The sequence below is a fragment of the Brucella thiophenivorans genome, assembly GCF_002252445.1.
GTDB classification, from domain to species: Bacteria; Pseudomonadota; Alphaproteobacteria; order Rhizobiales; family Rhizobiaceae; genus Brucella; species Brucella thiophenivorans.
The window spans coordinates 24,346-39,554 of sequence record NZ_NNRJ01000065.1; the positions used below are offsets into that span (position 1 = coordinate 24,346).

Sequence of the window (15,209 nt, forward strand, 5' to 3'; positions counted from 1 at the left end):
CGGGAATGCCTTTTTAACGCTGTGGCCTGCGGCTGCTCGCCAAGAAAATCACCGCAATGATGGTTAGCCCTGTCAAGACCAGACGAACACCGGCGCCAAAACCATAGGTGTTAAGCATCGATACGATGAGGAACATGAAGAGTGCCGCACCCCAGATGCCGGGGATATTGGAATCGCCGCCTGCAACCGCCGTCCCGCCAATTATGACGACTGCAATAGACATCAGAAGATATTCTGTACCCATGTTGAGCGCTGCGCCGCCCGAGAAGCAGGCAAGCAGGAAGCCACAGAGCGAAGCCAGAACCGCACAGAGCAGATAGGTGACGAAGCGTGTTCCATCAACCGGAATGCCTGCCATGCGCGCGGCAAACGGGTTCTGTCCGATTGCTGAAATCCAGCGACCATAAATGCTCTTCTTGAGAAGCACCCAGCCTAAGACCGAGAGGAGCAGCGCGACGATTGCCACATTGGGAACGCCAAAGACAGACGAGGTGGTGAACTGTGCCAGAACTTCTGGTGGCTTTACGCGCAGACCACGATTGCTCCAGATAGCCGTAGATTGGATCAGGAAGCTCATCGAAAGGGTCGCGATAATTGGCGGGATACGCAGCAGCTTGATCAGTGCATAATTGCAAATGCCGATACCAAGGCCGATCAGGAGTGCAACAGCGAGGCCTACCAGCACCATCCCGTCCTGCGTGTCCATCAGTTTTAAAGCCAATGTTGCAGCAAGCGTCATGGTAGCCGGAACCGAGAGATCAATATTACCGGGTCCGAGCGTGATGACGAACATCTGCCCGAGGCCGACAATCACCGAGAACGATGCGAAGGTGAAGGCCGCATGAGAAAGCCCTGCGGCACCCGCGCCACCGGTAAATGCTACGGTGATGATCCAGACCGCAATAGTGGCGATAAACGACCAGATCCATGGCCGGCTTGTGAGAACGGAGACAGCGCTCATTGCTTTTTCCCCTTGCGGTCGAGACGGTTGAGGAAGAGGCGGAGTGCCAGCACCAGAATGAGGATTCCGCCCTGCGCACCGATCTGCCAATCAGGTGAGATACGCATAAAGGAGAGGAATGAACCTGCAAGTGTAAGCGTCAGCGCGCCTATGACAGCACCAATAGGCGAAATGCGCCCGCCAACAAATTCACCACCACCAAGAATGACACCGGCAATGGAGAGCAGCGTATAGCGCAGCGCAATATTTGCATCTGCCGAGGTGGTGAGACCGACAAGCGCGATACCTGCAAGCACTGCAAAGAAAGCTGCAAGCGCATAGGTTCCGGCACGGATTGTGGTGACAGACCAGCCTGCACGTTCGATGGAACGGCCATTGCCGCCTGCGCCACGCATCAGCACACCAAATGTTGTACGCATGACGATGAAATGGGTCACGACGGCAATGAGAATGCTTGCGACAATAGCCATCGGCACAAATGGGGGCTTCGTTGTCATGATCCAACGCGCCCAGTCAGGTGCCTGACCACCGGGCGATGGTAGCAACAACACGGCCAATCCACCCCAGACAAAACTCATACCGAGTGTGACCACAATAGATGGCAAATTGCGCAGGTGAATAATAGCACCCAGTGCAGCATAAGTCGCGATTGCAGCACCCAAGATCAGAACGCCGATGATTGGATCGGTATTGAGATAGGTCGCGGCCACACAGACCACGAAGCTTACAAAGGTTCCCATCGAAAGGTCGAGATCGTTGACCGCCATGATGAGCATCTGCGCAATGGTTGCGAGGGCAATCGGCACGGCTAGATTAAACAGAAGATTGAGGCCGGTATAGCTCATGGCACGCGGCTGCATGTAGAAAACAGCGCCCAGCAGTAACACGAGCGAGAAAACCGGCGTAAGCAGGCGTAGAGATGAAGCGGAGAGACGCATTATTCGTGTCCTCCCTCAAAGGATGCAGCAAGCACGTTCTTTTCCGTGATTTCGTCGCCGACCAATTCTGTCACGATTGCACCCTCACGGAAGACATAGACACGATCACATAGTTCGATCTCGTCCATTTCGGTGGAATACCAGACAAAGGTTCGGCCATTTTCAGCTTCATGGCGCAGGATTTCATAGACTTCTTGCTTGGTGCCTACATCCACGCCGCGCATGGGATCGTCCATCAAAATGGCGTTGGCAGTGGTGGCAAGCGCACGGGCAAAAAGAACTTTCTGCTGATTGCCGCCGGAAAGCGAAAGGATGCGATTGCCCATATCCGGTGTGCGGATCTGGATCTTGTCTTTCCACTGCCCGCCAATCTGATTCTCGCGCGATTGATCGACAAGCTTCAGCGATGAGAGGCGATCAAGCGAACCAATTGTGAGATTGTGCAGGATGCTCCAGAGCGGAAACGTGCCATTAAGGCTGCGATCACCGGCCACGAAGGCGATTTCGCAATTGCGCGCAAGCAACCAGTTCGGCCGACGTGCATAATAAAGATCAAGCAGCATTTTCGTCTGACCATGACCGGCAAGCCCAGCTAGGCCGATAACTTCGCCCTTGAAAGCTTGAAACGGCTTGCTGTCAAGGGGGCGCTTTTTTGTAGAGAGAACAGCTGGGCCCGTCGTGTCGGCTTTTGCCACGCTGCGCGTCGCTTTTTCACGTTCGACGCTGCCCATAGCTGTGACAAGGCTACGATTGGTAAATTCACTTGCGGCGCGATTGGCGACAACCTTGCCGTCTTTCATCACGACAATACGGTCTGATGTTGAGAGGATTTCGCCAAGCATATGCGAAATGAGGATCACCGAACCACCTGTGCCGACAAAGCGACGGACATAGGCCATCAGCTGTGCAGCAATGCCTGCATCAAGCGATGACGTGGGTTCGTCAAGAATAACAAGCTTCGGTGCGGTGCTGGGGGCGGTAAAATTGATGGCGATTTCCACCATCTGCCGTTCGGCGATAGCTAGTTCATCGACTGTTGCAGAGCAATCAATCTTGTGACCGGGAAAAATCTCGCTGAGCTTTTTTGCAATGAGATCAACAGCCTTACCGCGCCAGTTCGCGCCCGTAAGGTCGCGCTGCATAATGCGCACATTTTCGGCAATTGTCAGATTGGCGAAAAGCGACAGCTCCTGAAACACGCAGCGGATGCCGTGCTTACGCGCCGTCACCACGCCATGGCCCTCTTCGCCATGATAGGAGAGGCTGCCTTCATGCGGGCTGAGACCACCATTGATGACGTTGACGATGGTGGATTTGCCTGCGCCATTGTGGCCGACAAGTCCGACACATTCACCTTGATGGATCACGAGTTCAGCGCCATCCAGTGCCTTAACAGCACCAAACTGCACGCAAATATTGCGTGCGGCGACGACCTCGCCGTTGTCGATTGAATGAGACATACATCCGAACTGTATTGGAGATAAGGGAGGGGCGGACACAGGAAATGTCCACCCCCTAGGAGAAAGGTTACTTCGCTTCCGCGATGACCTTCTGCGCGTCTTCAAGCGAATATTCGACATTCGCAACGCCACCCTTCTGGGTGTTACCAAGTTCCTCGTCGAGCGTGTCTTGGCTAACACTCAGGAATGGAACGACGAGATCCTTTTTCACGTCCTTACCATCCAGAATCTGCTGAGCGACCCAGAAAGCGAGTGTGGAAACGCCCGGCGCGATCGAAACCGACATTGTTTCGTAACCGTTGGCGTCTTTCTGCTGCTTCCACCACTGCAGTTCGTCTTCACGGTTGCCCATGATGATGATCGGAGTTTCGCGCTTTGCAGCGGCAAATGCCTGTGAAGCACCATAACCGTCACCACCCTGGGTTACCACGGCGTCGATCTTCGGCAGGCTTGGCAGAATGCCTGCGACTGCACGCTGTGCAACGTCAGCTGCCCAGTCCCCATGGACCGAACCGACGATCTTGAAGTTTGGATGTTTCTTGACGCCTTCTTCGATGCCTGCATGGATTTGATCATCGACCGACACACCTGCAAGGCCGCGAATTTCGAGTAGATTGCCGCCTTCTGGCAGACGCTTTGCGAGATATTCAACCTGACCTTCGCCCATGGCTTTGAAGTCAACCGCAATGCGCCACGCGCAAGGCTCGGTCACGATACCATCGAACGAAACAACGGTAATACCCGCATCACAGGCTTCCTTGATTGCGCCATTCAATGCTGTTGGTGAAGCAGCGTTAACGACAATCGCATCATAGCCCTGTAAAATCATATTCTGGATTTGCGCTGCCTGCTCGGTGGCCTGATTTTCAGCGGTGGTGAAAGCATCGGCTGCAGAAACTGCGCCTGCGCTTACGGCTTCCTTGGTCACCTTATACCAACTCTGCAACATCGCCTGACGCCATGAGTTGCCGGCATAATTGTTGGAGAAAGCAATCTTTTTCAACGATGTGTCAGCAAATGCACTTCCGCTTGCCATCAGTGCAGCAAGCGCGGCAGACGCCAAAAGAATTTTCCCAAGCTTCATTTCCATTCCTCCCAGTTGAAAATATTTGTCCGCAGCGCAGCAAAACGCGTCGGTTTGTCTGAATCTGAATGTGGCACGAAACCTCCCGTACCGTCGCTCCTCAACGACACCAGCCCGCCCAAGACATTTTTGTGTTGTGTTGCGGACAATTTTCTGGTCAAGCGAGAATGAAATAAATGCGCTGCGCTGTGAAGGCTGATCAAAGCAATCGACATGCGATTTAACGCAGCAAAATTGCGGGATCCCGCAAGACACGCCGGTGGAGAAGCGGCGTATTATTAGACTTAGCAATCTGTCTTGAGGAGGAGAGTCGCTTGCTGGAATTAGCGCCTGCGCGCCTGCTGGACCATTATCTGAATATCACCAGATTGCTGGCTGGCCAGCTTGATTTTGATTCCATCATTCAGGCTGTTGCTGCCGAGATTAATCACATTCTGCCTTATGACCATCTCGATGTTTGTATCAAGATGGTCGATGGCAAGTTTCACATCGCCTATGAAAGCGGAATTGAGACAGCATGGAGCCGAAACCCGCCGGCTCTTCTGTCTGGAAGTCCTATCCGTACGGTTTTGTCGGGTGAAGCTGAATATCTGCTCACCGATGATGCGCGGACCGACCCGCGGTTTCATTTTGACGGCGCGTTTTCGACGCCAATCATCGAGCATGATCTTAAAGGCCGGTTGCATGTGCCACTGAAAGCACAGGGCGACATTATTGGCGCACTGAGTTGTTCAAGCCTGCAAACAAGCAGCTATTCGATGCGCGACGTGGAAAAAGCTCAATCAATTGCCGATCTTCTGGCACCTTATTTCTTTGCAATCCGTGCGGCAGAACAAGCCAAGCGCTCGGCGATTGTCGAGACGGAAGCGCGTGCGCGTGAAGAAGGTTTGCGCTTTGGTGCACTGAAACTCACCGAGGCGCTGGAGACGGAACGCCATCGCATTGGTATGGACTTGCATGATCAGACGCTCGCTGATCTTACACGTCTTGCGCGTCATGTGGAGCGGCTGACGCGCGTACCAGATCTTTCGGGCGAACAGCTTGAACCCCTCTTTCGTGGCTTGCAGCATTGTATGCAAGATTTACGTCAGATCATCGAAGAGGCGAAACCTTCCGTGCTTCAGCTTTTCGGCTTCGCGCAGGCTACGGAAAACCATCTTGACCGTTCGATCCGCGAAAGCGGCGCTGCGATTGAATGGTTTCTGGAGGACCAGAGCGACGGAATGACCGATAGGCTTGAAGATACGGTCGCGACCTCGCTTTTCCGTATTGTGCAGGAAGCTATCAACAATGCAATCCGTCATGCACTTGCCGGAGAAATCCGGGTCCGGCTCAGGGACAAAGGTGGGCGTCTGCTGGTCGAAGTCATTGATGACGGTATTGGTATGGATCGTCAGGCGCAACGCATCGGACATGGCATTGATAATATGCGCACAAGGTCACGTCTCATATCCGCGAGTTTTGTTATCAGAAAAAATACGGAAGGCAGTGGCACGAGCGTGACGGTCCATCTGCCGCCCGAAATATGTGAGTGCAATGGAGGGTAAGATGCAGGTTTTGATCGTGGAAGATGATCCGTTGCATCGCACCTATCTGGTTGAAGCAATTCGTGCTGCATTGCCAGAATGCAGCGATGTCCTGGAAGCGGAAAATGGTTCAGCGGGAGAGAAGCTGGCGCGTATGCATCGCGCCGCGCATATTGTGATGGATCTGCAAATGAGCGGGCGCAATGGTATTGAAGCTGCGCGCACCATCTGGAAGGAAAATCCTGAAACGCGCATCTTGTTCTGGTCGAATTATGCCGATGAAGCCTATGTGCGTGGTGTTTCGCGCATCGTGCCGGAAGGAGCAGCCTATGGCTATGTACTTAAATCGGCTTCCGATGATAAGTTGCGGCTGGCATTGCGCAGTATTTTTGTCGAAGCGCAATGCGTCATTGATCGCGAAGTGCGCGGCTTGCAGCAAAAGAGCCTTGGCCATGCTAACGGTTTCAGCGAAAGCGAATATGAAATTCTGATTGATATTGCTCTTGGGTTGACGGACCGCGTAATTGCACGCCGACGCAACCTGTCGCTTAGAAGTGTTCAGAACAGATTACAGCAACTTTATGAAAAGCTGGGCGTCTACCAAGAAAAAGGTGAACCAAGCGAAGGCAGTTTCAACCTGCGCTCGCGTGCCGTGACCGTTGCCCTTCTGCGCAAGCTCCTAAATTATAGCGCTCTGGAGCGAGCTGAAGTAGAATTGAAAGATTGGATAAGTTAAATACATAGTGCCGTCTCATTGTTGAGTGCCAGTCCGGAGTCACGGAAGATGATTGAGAGAACCGCTGAGGGGGCGTGCGGGTTAGACGGTGATGCATTAGCGTGTGTCGATAATGCGCTCTTGAAGCAAATGCGACCTAACGACGTTATTAGTATGGAAGATTCACCTAGTCATCAGACTGGTTGTATCGAATTGATGTGGTTGGCGCGGAACCACAGTCTTTTCGCTCTGCATTTGGGATTTCAATACAATTGAATTTTTGTGTTTTAAACACTTAGCGCACCCTCACGCAAAAGTAACGCAAGGCAGTTATTTATAATCTCTCTGACCGAGGGGAACTTCACTAATCCGTTGATGCAACGCGGACAGAAATTTTTGTTCTGCGCGATTAAGAGTCGTGTCGGGATTATGAACCACATAAATGTCAATTGCTGGGGGACTTTCATATGGTGGCAGCCGCCAGAGAAGGTTTCCATCAACATCGGGTTGAGCAACGTGAAGAGGCAGCGCTCCTATCCCTAATCCTGCGACGATCATCCGTCGAACCTCTTCAGCATTTGCCGACATTCCAGTAATCCGTGAATTTAGTTGAGCTTCTTCACGCAAAATAGCTACCGGTCGCAAGGCGTCTGTCAGCATATCAGTTTTAAATGATACTGAAGCCTCTCCACGCAGATCCTTTAGCTTCAGATCGGAAAGTCCGTAGAGGCGGTGAGACGGTCCACAAAAGAAGCCGAAATATTCACGAAAAAGTCTCACATATTCGAGTTTATCATGCTGCTTGTGAACGAGGCAAATCCCGATACTCGCTTGCTTTTGGAAAACGCTCGTTGTCACGACACTGCTTGTCATGACTTCTATGCTGAATGTCACTTCAGGATTTTCGCGATGGAAATTTTCGAGTACTTCATCAAAAATTGGAGAGACCACATAGCTGGCTAGAGCAATGGTGACATGCCCGGTTATCTCCTCTTTCATGTCACGGATGAGAACATCAAGTCGGGAAACACTCCCGAATATTCCAACCGCTTCTTTATATAGAAGCAGGCCAGCAGCTGTAACTTCAAATCGGCCCATTGCACGATCAATCAATCGTTTTTGAAGTCTGTCTTCTAGTCTTTTCAAAGCGTTGGATACAGTAGGCTGTTTAAGTCTCAAGCGGTTTGCTGCCGCTGTGATACCCCTCTCTTCCACGATGACAATAAAAGTCCGCAGCAAATTCCAATCAAGTTCCCAGGGAAGCTTTTTGATACGGTTGGATGAGGAGGGTTCAGCGGAAAACATGGCATTCTCTGAATCTATGGCAAACATTTTCATTATCTATTTTGAAAATGACCCGGTTTCATATCACAATGCAAGTTGAATTAACCACAACCACATGTGGGGGAAATCTGAAATATGCAGGACCGCGTTTCTTGGATGCGTCCATGGGCCTTATTAACGCCGGCCTTAACAACGGTCGCATTGTTGCTCGTCATACCTGTCGGGTTCATCATCGTCTATTCATTCTGGCTACGCACAAGTACGGGGACGGATGCGGTTGGCTTTTATCTCGACAACTGGAGCGAGGTCTTAACGGACCCATTCTACAGAGACATACTCTTCAAGACACTGCGTATCGCATTTCTGACGACGGTCGTTTGTGCAATATTAGGGTATGCACCGGCATATTACATTGCCACGTCGAAGAGTCGTTATAAGCCGTTGTTACTGTTGTTGCTTATACTTCCATTCTGGATCAGCTACATTATCCGGACTATGTCCTGGATCAATATTCTTGGTGCTGGCGGGGCAATTAACTCTGTGCTGCTCTGGGTGGGACTGATCAATGAGCCGGTGCGCCTGCTCTATAATGAGGCGACGGTCATTCTCGGCCTAGTGCATTACCTGCTGCCATTCATGATACTCAATGTGTATGTAAGTGTTGAAGCCATTGATCGTAATTTTGTCGATGCAGCGCGTTCACTTGGCTCAACGAGCTTTCAAGCGTTTCGGGAAATAACTTTGCCGCTATCTCTGCCAGGTTTGGCCGCAGGTGGGTTGCTTTGTTTTGTGTTGAGTGCTGGAACCTATATTACACCAGCTATCCTCGGCGGTCCGCGTGATGCCATGTTTGCCAATCTGGTTTTTGATGCTGTCATCACGCAGCTCGATTGGCCGTTGGGCTCCGCACTTTCCATCATCCTGCTCATTGTTCTGAGCGTTGTCGTTGTCATTTATAATCGCTTGGTTGGCATTGGCCAGCTTGCAAAAACTTTTCAGTGAGGCCGCAATGACAACATCATTCTGGCTTCGGCTCTATACAATCGCTGTTTATCTTTTCATGTTCTTGCCGATCGTCGTTGTTGTGCTGCTGGCATTTAACGCGAACCAGTTCGGCACGTTTCCGATTGAAGGGTTAAGCCTGCGCTGGTTTATCCGTCTATGGGAAAATGACGCGATCATGCGTGCCTTTCGGGTTTCGCTCCTGCTGGCATCATTGACTGCAATTATATCGACTACTCTCGGTGTACTTGCCGCGCTTAGTCTCGTTCGATACCGCTTTAAGGGTAAAGAGGGCATAACAACTCTGCTGATTGCTCCGATTTTAGTGCCGGAAGTGGTTCTTGCGGTTGCCTTACTACTGTTTCTGAGGTGGCTGGATCTGCCAAAGAGCTTTCCGTTGCTTCTCTTGGGCCATGTCGTGTTTACGCTGCCTTTCGTTCTCCTTGTAGTTCAGGCACGGCTTGCAAGCATCAAGCGCGAGTATGAAGAAGCGGCTATGAGCCTTGGCGCAGGACCGATTCAAACTTTTTTCGTTATCACTCTGCCATTGCTAATGCCTGCAGTTTTTGCTGGGCTTTTATTTGCTTTCACGATTTCATTCGATGATGTGACTGGCACTTTGTTTTGGAAGCCGGGGGGGATTGAGACCGTACCCACCCAGATTTTTGCAATGCTTCGCAACTCGATTTCACCAGAAATAAATGCGCTGGGAACGGTGATGATAATCGTGACTGTCACTCTTCCGGTGATTGGCCTCGCTTTCGCACGTTGGCTGGCAATGCGGCGAAATTAGCGGGTTTGAATTCTGCTGAGTTAGACGAATGGATGTAAGTCGTTTTGTCGACGATGCTCTTATCGAAATAGAATTGTTAAATAAAAAGCGAAAAAGGGGAATATCAATGGATGATACGAAACGGTACGAACGCTTGTTGGATCGGTATCGCCATGGCGATATCAAGCGTCGTACATTTTTAGGTTTGATAGGTGCATCTGCCGCAGCATTAGGCGTAATGGGCAAACCCTTTGTCGGCTATGCATTCGCCGCCAAACCCGATGAAGTTCGCTTTGATGGTTGGGGCGGGGTAGTTTCCGATGCCTTCCGGAAATATGCATTTGCGCCCTATACTGAAAAGACCGAAATTCAGGTTGTGGATGGAACATTTGGCGGTGCAGATGAATATCTGGCTCGGGTGAAGGCCGGACGTCAGGGCGAGTTTAACATTGCACATCTTTCCGGCGTTTTCGATTATGCCCGCTACAAACAGCAAGGACTGGCCTCGGAAATCAACGAGGCGAACATTCCAAATCTTGCAAATGTCATTGTTCGATTGCAGGACGCGCTGCGCCCAATAACAGGCGGTAAACTATCCGCCGTCCCCTACAATTATGGTACCACCAGCATTGCTTACAACCGGAAACACATTTCCGATGAAGAGGCCAGAGAAAAAGGCGCAAAGCTTCTTATTGATACGGCCTATAAAGGTAAGCTCGGTGGCTGGAGCGAATGGAAAACCCGGATCTGGTACGCCGCTTTGCAAACCGGGCAGGATCCAAACGATATCCAAGACGAAGATATCATGTGGAATAGCGTTCGTACCAGCCGAGACAACGTCCTTAAGTATTGGAGTTCGGGCGCTGAGCTGATGAGCCTTTTGGCTGGAAACGAAATTTACGCAACGGAGGGCTGGTCCGGACGTATTCGTGCTTTGCAGGATCAGGGCCATGATCTGGGCTACCTTGATCCGGAGGGCGGGCTTGGCTGGCAGGAGTGCCTCTTTGTCTTGAAAGGAAGTCCGATGGAGGCGTGCGAGGAGTTGTTGAACTTCATGCTGGAACCGGAGGTCGCAATTGCGGTTGCAGAAGGTCAAAGCTATCCACCGGCGCTTGATCCGCAAAAAGTTGATCTTGGAAAAGTGGTGCCGACGCTGCCAGCCTTCGATCCCGAAGGAAAGTTGACGTCGCTCAATTTCTTTAATCCGGACTATTGGAACGAAAATGAAGCCAAATGGTCAAAAGCCTATAGTCGTGTCGAGGCGGGTTATTAGAGGGCTTTTCGATCTAACGATATATTTTATCGCGCATCTTAGTCCGAAAACCGTTTCACACTTTTCGGGATGCGCTCTGACTGAATGCAACGGGCGGGGCAGCAAGCTCCGTCACCGCTGATGTTTTCCCGTAGAACCAAGATCAAGCGAGTATCGCGTTGAATACACCTCAAGTTGCTGTTGAACTCAATAAACTCGTAAAGCATTTCGGTGATGTGACTGCTGTGCACGAAATCAGTCTGGAGATCGAAGAAGGAAGTTTCGTGACCTTGCTTGGCCCCTCTGGCTGCGGCAAGACAACGACATTGCGTATGATCGCTGGACTACTTTCGCCAAGCTCTGGCCTCATCAAAATTAAGAGCAAGGATGTCACGACCACACCTATCCATCGGCGTAATCTTGGCATTGTCTTTCAGAACTATGCATTGTTTCCGCATAGAACAATTTTCGATAATGTTGCTTTTGGACTCAGATATCGCAACATCGCTAAAGCTGAGATTGTGCGGAAGGTCCGTGACGCGCTAGAACTTGTGCAGTTACCGGATGTTGCAGAACGGTTTCCGGCACAATTATCCGGGGGCCAGCAGCAACGCATCGCGCTAGCCCGTGCGATTGTGATTGAGCCGGATGTATTGCTACTCGATGAACCGCTTTCTGCGCTTGACGCTAATCTTCGCGAGAATATGCGCGTTGAACTTAAGCGAATCCAATCAGAGCTGGGCATCACCACAGTATTCGTGACGCATGATCAGGCAGAAGCGCTGGCGATGTCTGATCGAATTGTGGTGATGCGGAAAGGCTATGTGGAACAAGTCGGCGAGCCTGAAGAAGTATATAATCAACCCAGAACTGAGTTTGTGGCCAATTTTCTGGGCAACTCAAATCTTGTGCCTGCCCGAATAGTCGAAAAACGTGGATCGCACTTCATGGCTGATATTGAAGGAATTGGAACACTGCCAATTGAGGTTGCGCGATGTGGGGCGCTTTGTGAGGGAGACGAGGCATTGGTCGTGATCCGTGCCGAACGACTTTATCTCACAGAAAACGACGCTCCGACGCCACTTGAAGACGATATTCTGCAACTGTCAGCCCGCGTGACAGATGTCGATTATCAAGGTCAGATTGCGCGCTATTTTCTCGATTCCGGCGGCAAAACCTATGAGGCACTCAACACAATTGATCGTGTGCCGTTCAAAAAAGACTGCGTATTAAATGCGGCTATACGCGGTCGTGATTGTGCATTGATTCCAAAATCTGAAAATTAGAAAGCAATTTTTTAATGGTTTGGTATGCCTTGCCCCGCACTTTCTCGCATGTAATTGACACTATTATCAGGCTTGATCGATGAATTTTATCTTCTCTGAAGCTCAACGTTACCATGATCCGCGCCACTTTCTATCCGCAGGCACCCGTAAGCAAAACCCCGAAGTTCCAGAGCGTATTGATCGATTATTAGTGGGCGCAAAGTCTGCAGGTCTAACGCCAAAAGAGCCTGCTGATTATGGAATGGGGCCGATTTCGGCGATCCACACGCCAGAATATATCCATTTTTTGCAGAATATTCACGATGAATGGCGCAAATTTCCAGGTGCGGCAGACGAGGTGATCCCCAATATTCATCCTTCTAGGCGTGACATTTCTTATCCTCTTTCGTGGCTGGGGCGCGCTGGCTATCACATGGCAGATACGTCATGCCCAATATCCGGTGACACCTGGAATTCGGCTTATTGGAGCGCACAAACTGCGGTTGAAGCTGCGCGTCACGTCCAGAGTGGCAGCGGCTGTGCTTATGCGCTTTGTCGCCCGCCGGGCCATCACGCATTCAATGACATGGCGGGAGGCTTCTGCTTCTTAAACAATTCGGCAATTGCTGCCCAACAGTTGCGTCAGACATGTGAACGCGTCGCTATACTTGATGTAGATTTGCATCACGGGAATGGAACGCAGGGCGTATTTTATAATCGTAAGGACGTTCTCACATTATCAGTCCATGTTGACCCAACATCATTTTATCCGTTTTTCTGGGGACATGCCTGCGAACGCGGAGAAGGTGAGGGGCTTGGCTATAATCTGAATATTCCGCTGAGTTTGGGATCGGGCGACGATGTTTTTCTGGATGCACTAAAAATGGCTATCGCTCGCATTTATGCATTTCAACCTGATGCACTGGTAATAGCATTGGGACTTGATGCGTCGTCTGAAGATCCCTTTGGTGGCTTGACTGTCACCAAGGATGGATTCTCCCGGATTGGGGAGGCTTGCGGCAGCATAAATTTGCCGACCGTTATTGTTCAGGAAGGGGGATATCTTTCGGATACGCTTGGAGAAAACCTTACGGCATTTCTAAGCGCCTTTCTATCAAGCTAAATATCATGAGACCAATTTTGTAGTCCTACTTGTAGAGAACTCTAGGACTATTCATTAAGCGAGAACGTATTTTGTTAGATAAGCCACTTTATATCCACAAGGTCGTTGAGGTTGTGCTAATTCAACGTGGCAATGTGGTTAACTGTTGTGTCGAAAATATTGCATTGTATGATTGTCGCTGAATCATAATTGCCAACACTATAAAAATACTTTGAGTCTTTTCGAAAGAGAATTCGTTTAAAACTGCACCATAATAAATAAATTTCTTGAGATCGACTCACACGCAGGGAAGGAAAACAGGCTTGCATTTCAGTGCCTTTCAAAAGCTTAGCATGCATATTGCTCAGATTAATGATTTGGCGTGTGCGCGCTCAGTCTTAGATTGGGACGCACGCACTCAAATGCCCGTCGGCGGATCGGAAAATCGTGCAAGGCAGATTTCAACGCTGACAATTCAGGCCCGTAATCTTTTGCTTTCCAAAGAGACGAAATTACTGGTGGATGCCGCCCAATTAGAAGTGACGGATTGTCTATCGGACGAATATGCAGCCTTGAAGCAAGTCGTAACTGCATTGGCTTGGCATGTGAATATGCCGGAAAAATTATTAGCACGAATGGCAGAACTTGGTTCTCTTGGTCAAGACGTTTGGGCCCATGCACGTGCAACAAATGATTATGAAAGCTTCGAACCTATATTAATTGAAACTGTGGATCTGAACCGCGAGTTAGCTGAGTGTGTTGGCTACACCGATCATCCTTATGATGCCATTCTGGATTTGCACGAGCCAGGTCAAAAGACTGAAGAACTGGTGAAGCTGCTCAACAATTTAGTGACTGAAAGCACGCGTGCACTTGTACATGTTCAGCAAATGCCCACACCAGATAAATCATTTTTGCAACATTATTTCCCCTTGGAAGGCCAGCGCGCGCTTGCTCGCGAATTAGCTCAGTCTGTCGGATATGATTTCAGCCGTGGCCGCCTCGATACGGCGACCCATCCTTGCGAATATTCATTCACGCGCCAAGATGTCCGACTTACAATTCGGTTTGATGAATACTCTCCCGAGGACAGCATTTTCTCATTGCTCCACGAAACGGGGCACGGCCTCTACGAACAGAACATATCGAACAAATTCGTGCGCGGAATCTTTGATACCAATCTGATAGTGCTTCTGGCAAGCGGAGGAACCAGCCTTGGAATGCATGAATCTCAATCACGTTTATGGGAAAACCAGATTGGGCGGTCCTTACCTTTTTGGGAGCTACATTTAAGCAAAGCGCGCGAATTCTTTCCTGAGCAGCTAGAGAATGTTACGCCAGAGCAACTTTGGCACGCCGTTAATATAGTGCGTCCAGGACTTATCCGGACTAATGCGGACGAACTTAGTTATGATTTACACATCGCGCTCCGAGTAGATATTGAGCGACGACTTATGGAGCGGACCCTTGAAGTACGCGACATTCGCGATGCATGGGCCTCCGGAATGAAAACAATGTTTGGTTTTGAGCCGGAAAATGATCGCGACGGCGTATTACAGGATATGCATTGGGGGGCCGGCGCGTTCGGATCTTTTTGTACTTATACCATCGGAAACATCGCAGCGGCACAACTTTATGAGGCAGCATGTCGCGACGGTTCTATCGAACTCGCCATTCAGAATGCTGATTATCGACCGCTTTTTGAGTGGTTGAATAAGAATGTCTGGTGCCATGGTAGACGTTACAATCGCGATGAAATTCTCCTAGAGGCCACCGGAAGTAAACTGGATTCACAACCTCTTATCCGCAGATTTCAATCTTTGTTGCAGGATCATTACGCAACATGAT

13 protein-coding genes are annotated in these 15,209 nt (G+C 50.3%); 8 read left to right on the forward strand and 5 right to left on the reverse strand.

All coding sequences use genetic code 11. The annotated features are described in order from the left end of the window. Positions 1 to 13: 13 nt before the first annotated feature. The 4 genes from CEV31_RS19475 to CEV31_RS19490 all read right to left on the reverse strand — a co-directional run bounded on the left by CEV31_RS19475 (position 14) and on the right by CEV31_RS19490 (position 4,443). The gene (locus CEV31_RS19475) at positions 14 to 961 is read right to left on the reverse strand and encodes an ABC transporter permease (protein WP_094509698.1); all 948 of its coding nucleotides are present in this window, start codon (positions 959 to 961) and stop codon (positions 14 to 16) included. Next, entirely contained in the window at positions 958 to 1,899 is a 942-nt protein-coding gene (locus tag CEV31_RS19480) for an ABC transporter permease (RefSeq protein WP_094509700.1), read from the reverse strand. Before CEV31_RS19480 ends, CEV31_RS19475 begins: the two co-directional genes overlap by 4 nt. Then, positions 1,899 to 3,359 (reverse strand): ATP-binding cassette domain-containing protein, encoded by a 1,461-nt coding sequence (locus CEV31_RS19485; protein WP_094509702.1) that lies wholly within the window; start codon positions 3,357 to 3,359, stop codon positions 1,899 to 1,901. Before CEV31_RS19485 ends, CEV31_RS19480 begins: the two co-directional genes overlap by 1 nt. Before the next feature lie 67 nt (positions 3,360 to 3,426). Then, complete coding sequence (locus CEV31_RS19490; RefSeq protein WP_094509744.1) at positions 3,427 to 4,443, reverse strand: ABC transporter substrate-binding protein; 1,017 nt, start codon at positions 4,441 to 4,443, stop codon at positions 3,427 to 3,429. Positions 4,444 to 4,757: 314 nt separating this feature from the next. Here CEV31_RS19490 and CEV31_RS19500 point away from each other — a divergent pair, with 314 nt between their 5' ends. Next, on the forward strand, positions 4,758 to 5,990 hold the full coding sequence (locus CEV31_RS19500) for a GAF domain-containing sensor histidine kinase (protein ID WP_094509706.1): 1,233 nt from the start codon (positions 4,758 to 4,760) through the stop codon (positions 5,988 to 5,990). A gap of 1 nt (position 5,991) precedes the next feature. Continuing rightward, a complete protein-coding gene (locus CEV31_RS19505) occupies positions 5,992 to 6,705 on the forward strand; it encodes a response regulator transcription factor (RefSeq protein ID WP_094509708.1) in 714 nt (237 codons plus the stop codon). A gap of 309 nt (positions 6,706 to 7,014) precedes the next feature. Here the strand turns inward: CEV31_RS19505 and CEV31_RS19510 are convergent, their stop codons facing one another. Next, entirely contained in the window at positions 7,015 to 8,016 is a 1,002-nt protein-coding gene (locus CEV31_RS19510) for a LysR family transcriptional regulator (RefSeq protein ID WP_235818194.1), read from the reverse strand. Positions 8,017 to 8,103: 87 nt separating this feature from the next. On the opposite strand from CEV31_RS19510, the gene CEV31_RS19515 reads away from it, so the two are divergent. The 6 genes from CEV31_RS19515 to CEV31_RS19540 all read left to right on the forward strand — a co-directional run bounded on the left by CEV31_RS19515 (position 8,104) and on the right by CEV31_RS19540 (position 15,208). Continuing rightward, a complete protein-coding gene (locus CEV31_RS19515; RefSeq protein WP_094509710.1) occupies positions 8,104 to 8,970 on the forward strand; it encodes an ABC transporter permease in 867 nt (288 codons plus the stop codon). Positions 8,971 to 8,977: 7 nt separating this feature from the next. Beyond that, positions 8,978 to 9,763, forward strand: a complete 786-nt coding sequence (locus CEV31_RS19520; RefSeq protein WP_094509712.1) for an ABC transporter permease — start codon at positions 8,978 to 8,980, stop codon at positions 9,761 to 9,763. 28 nt (positions 9,764 to 9,791) lie between these two features. Further along, positions 9,792 to 11,015 carry an extracellular solute-binding protein gene (locus tag CEV31_RS19525; protein ID WP_235818195.1) on the forward strand — a complete coding sequence of 408 codons (1,224 nt, stop codon included), beginning with the start codon at positions 9,792 to 9,794 and terminating at the stop codon, positions 11,013 to 11,015. Positions 11,016 to 11,173: 158 nt separating this feature from the next. Further along, positions 11,174 to 12,280 (forward strand): ABC transporter ATP-binding protein, encoded by a 1,107-nt coding sequence (locus CEV31_RS19530; protein ID WP_094509716.1) that lies wholly within the window; start codon positions 11,174 to 11,176, stop codon positions 12,278 to 12,280. A 79-nt stretch (positions 12,281 to 12,359) separates the two neighbouring features. Continuing rightward, entirely contained in the window at positions 12,360 to 13,382 is a 1,023-nt protein-coding gene (locus CEV31_RS19535) for a histone deacetylase family protein (RefSeq protein ID WP_094509718.1), read from the forward strand. 302 nt (positions 13,383 to 13,684) lie between these two features. After that, positions 13,685 to 15,208 (forward strand): carboxypeptidase M32, encoded by a 1,524-nt coding sequence (locus CEV31_RS19540; RefSeq protein ID WP_143850994.1) that lies wholly within the window; start codon positions 13,685 to 13,687, stop codon positions 15,206 to 15,208. The last annotated feature ends 1 nt before the right edge of the window (position 15,209 follow it).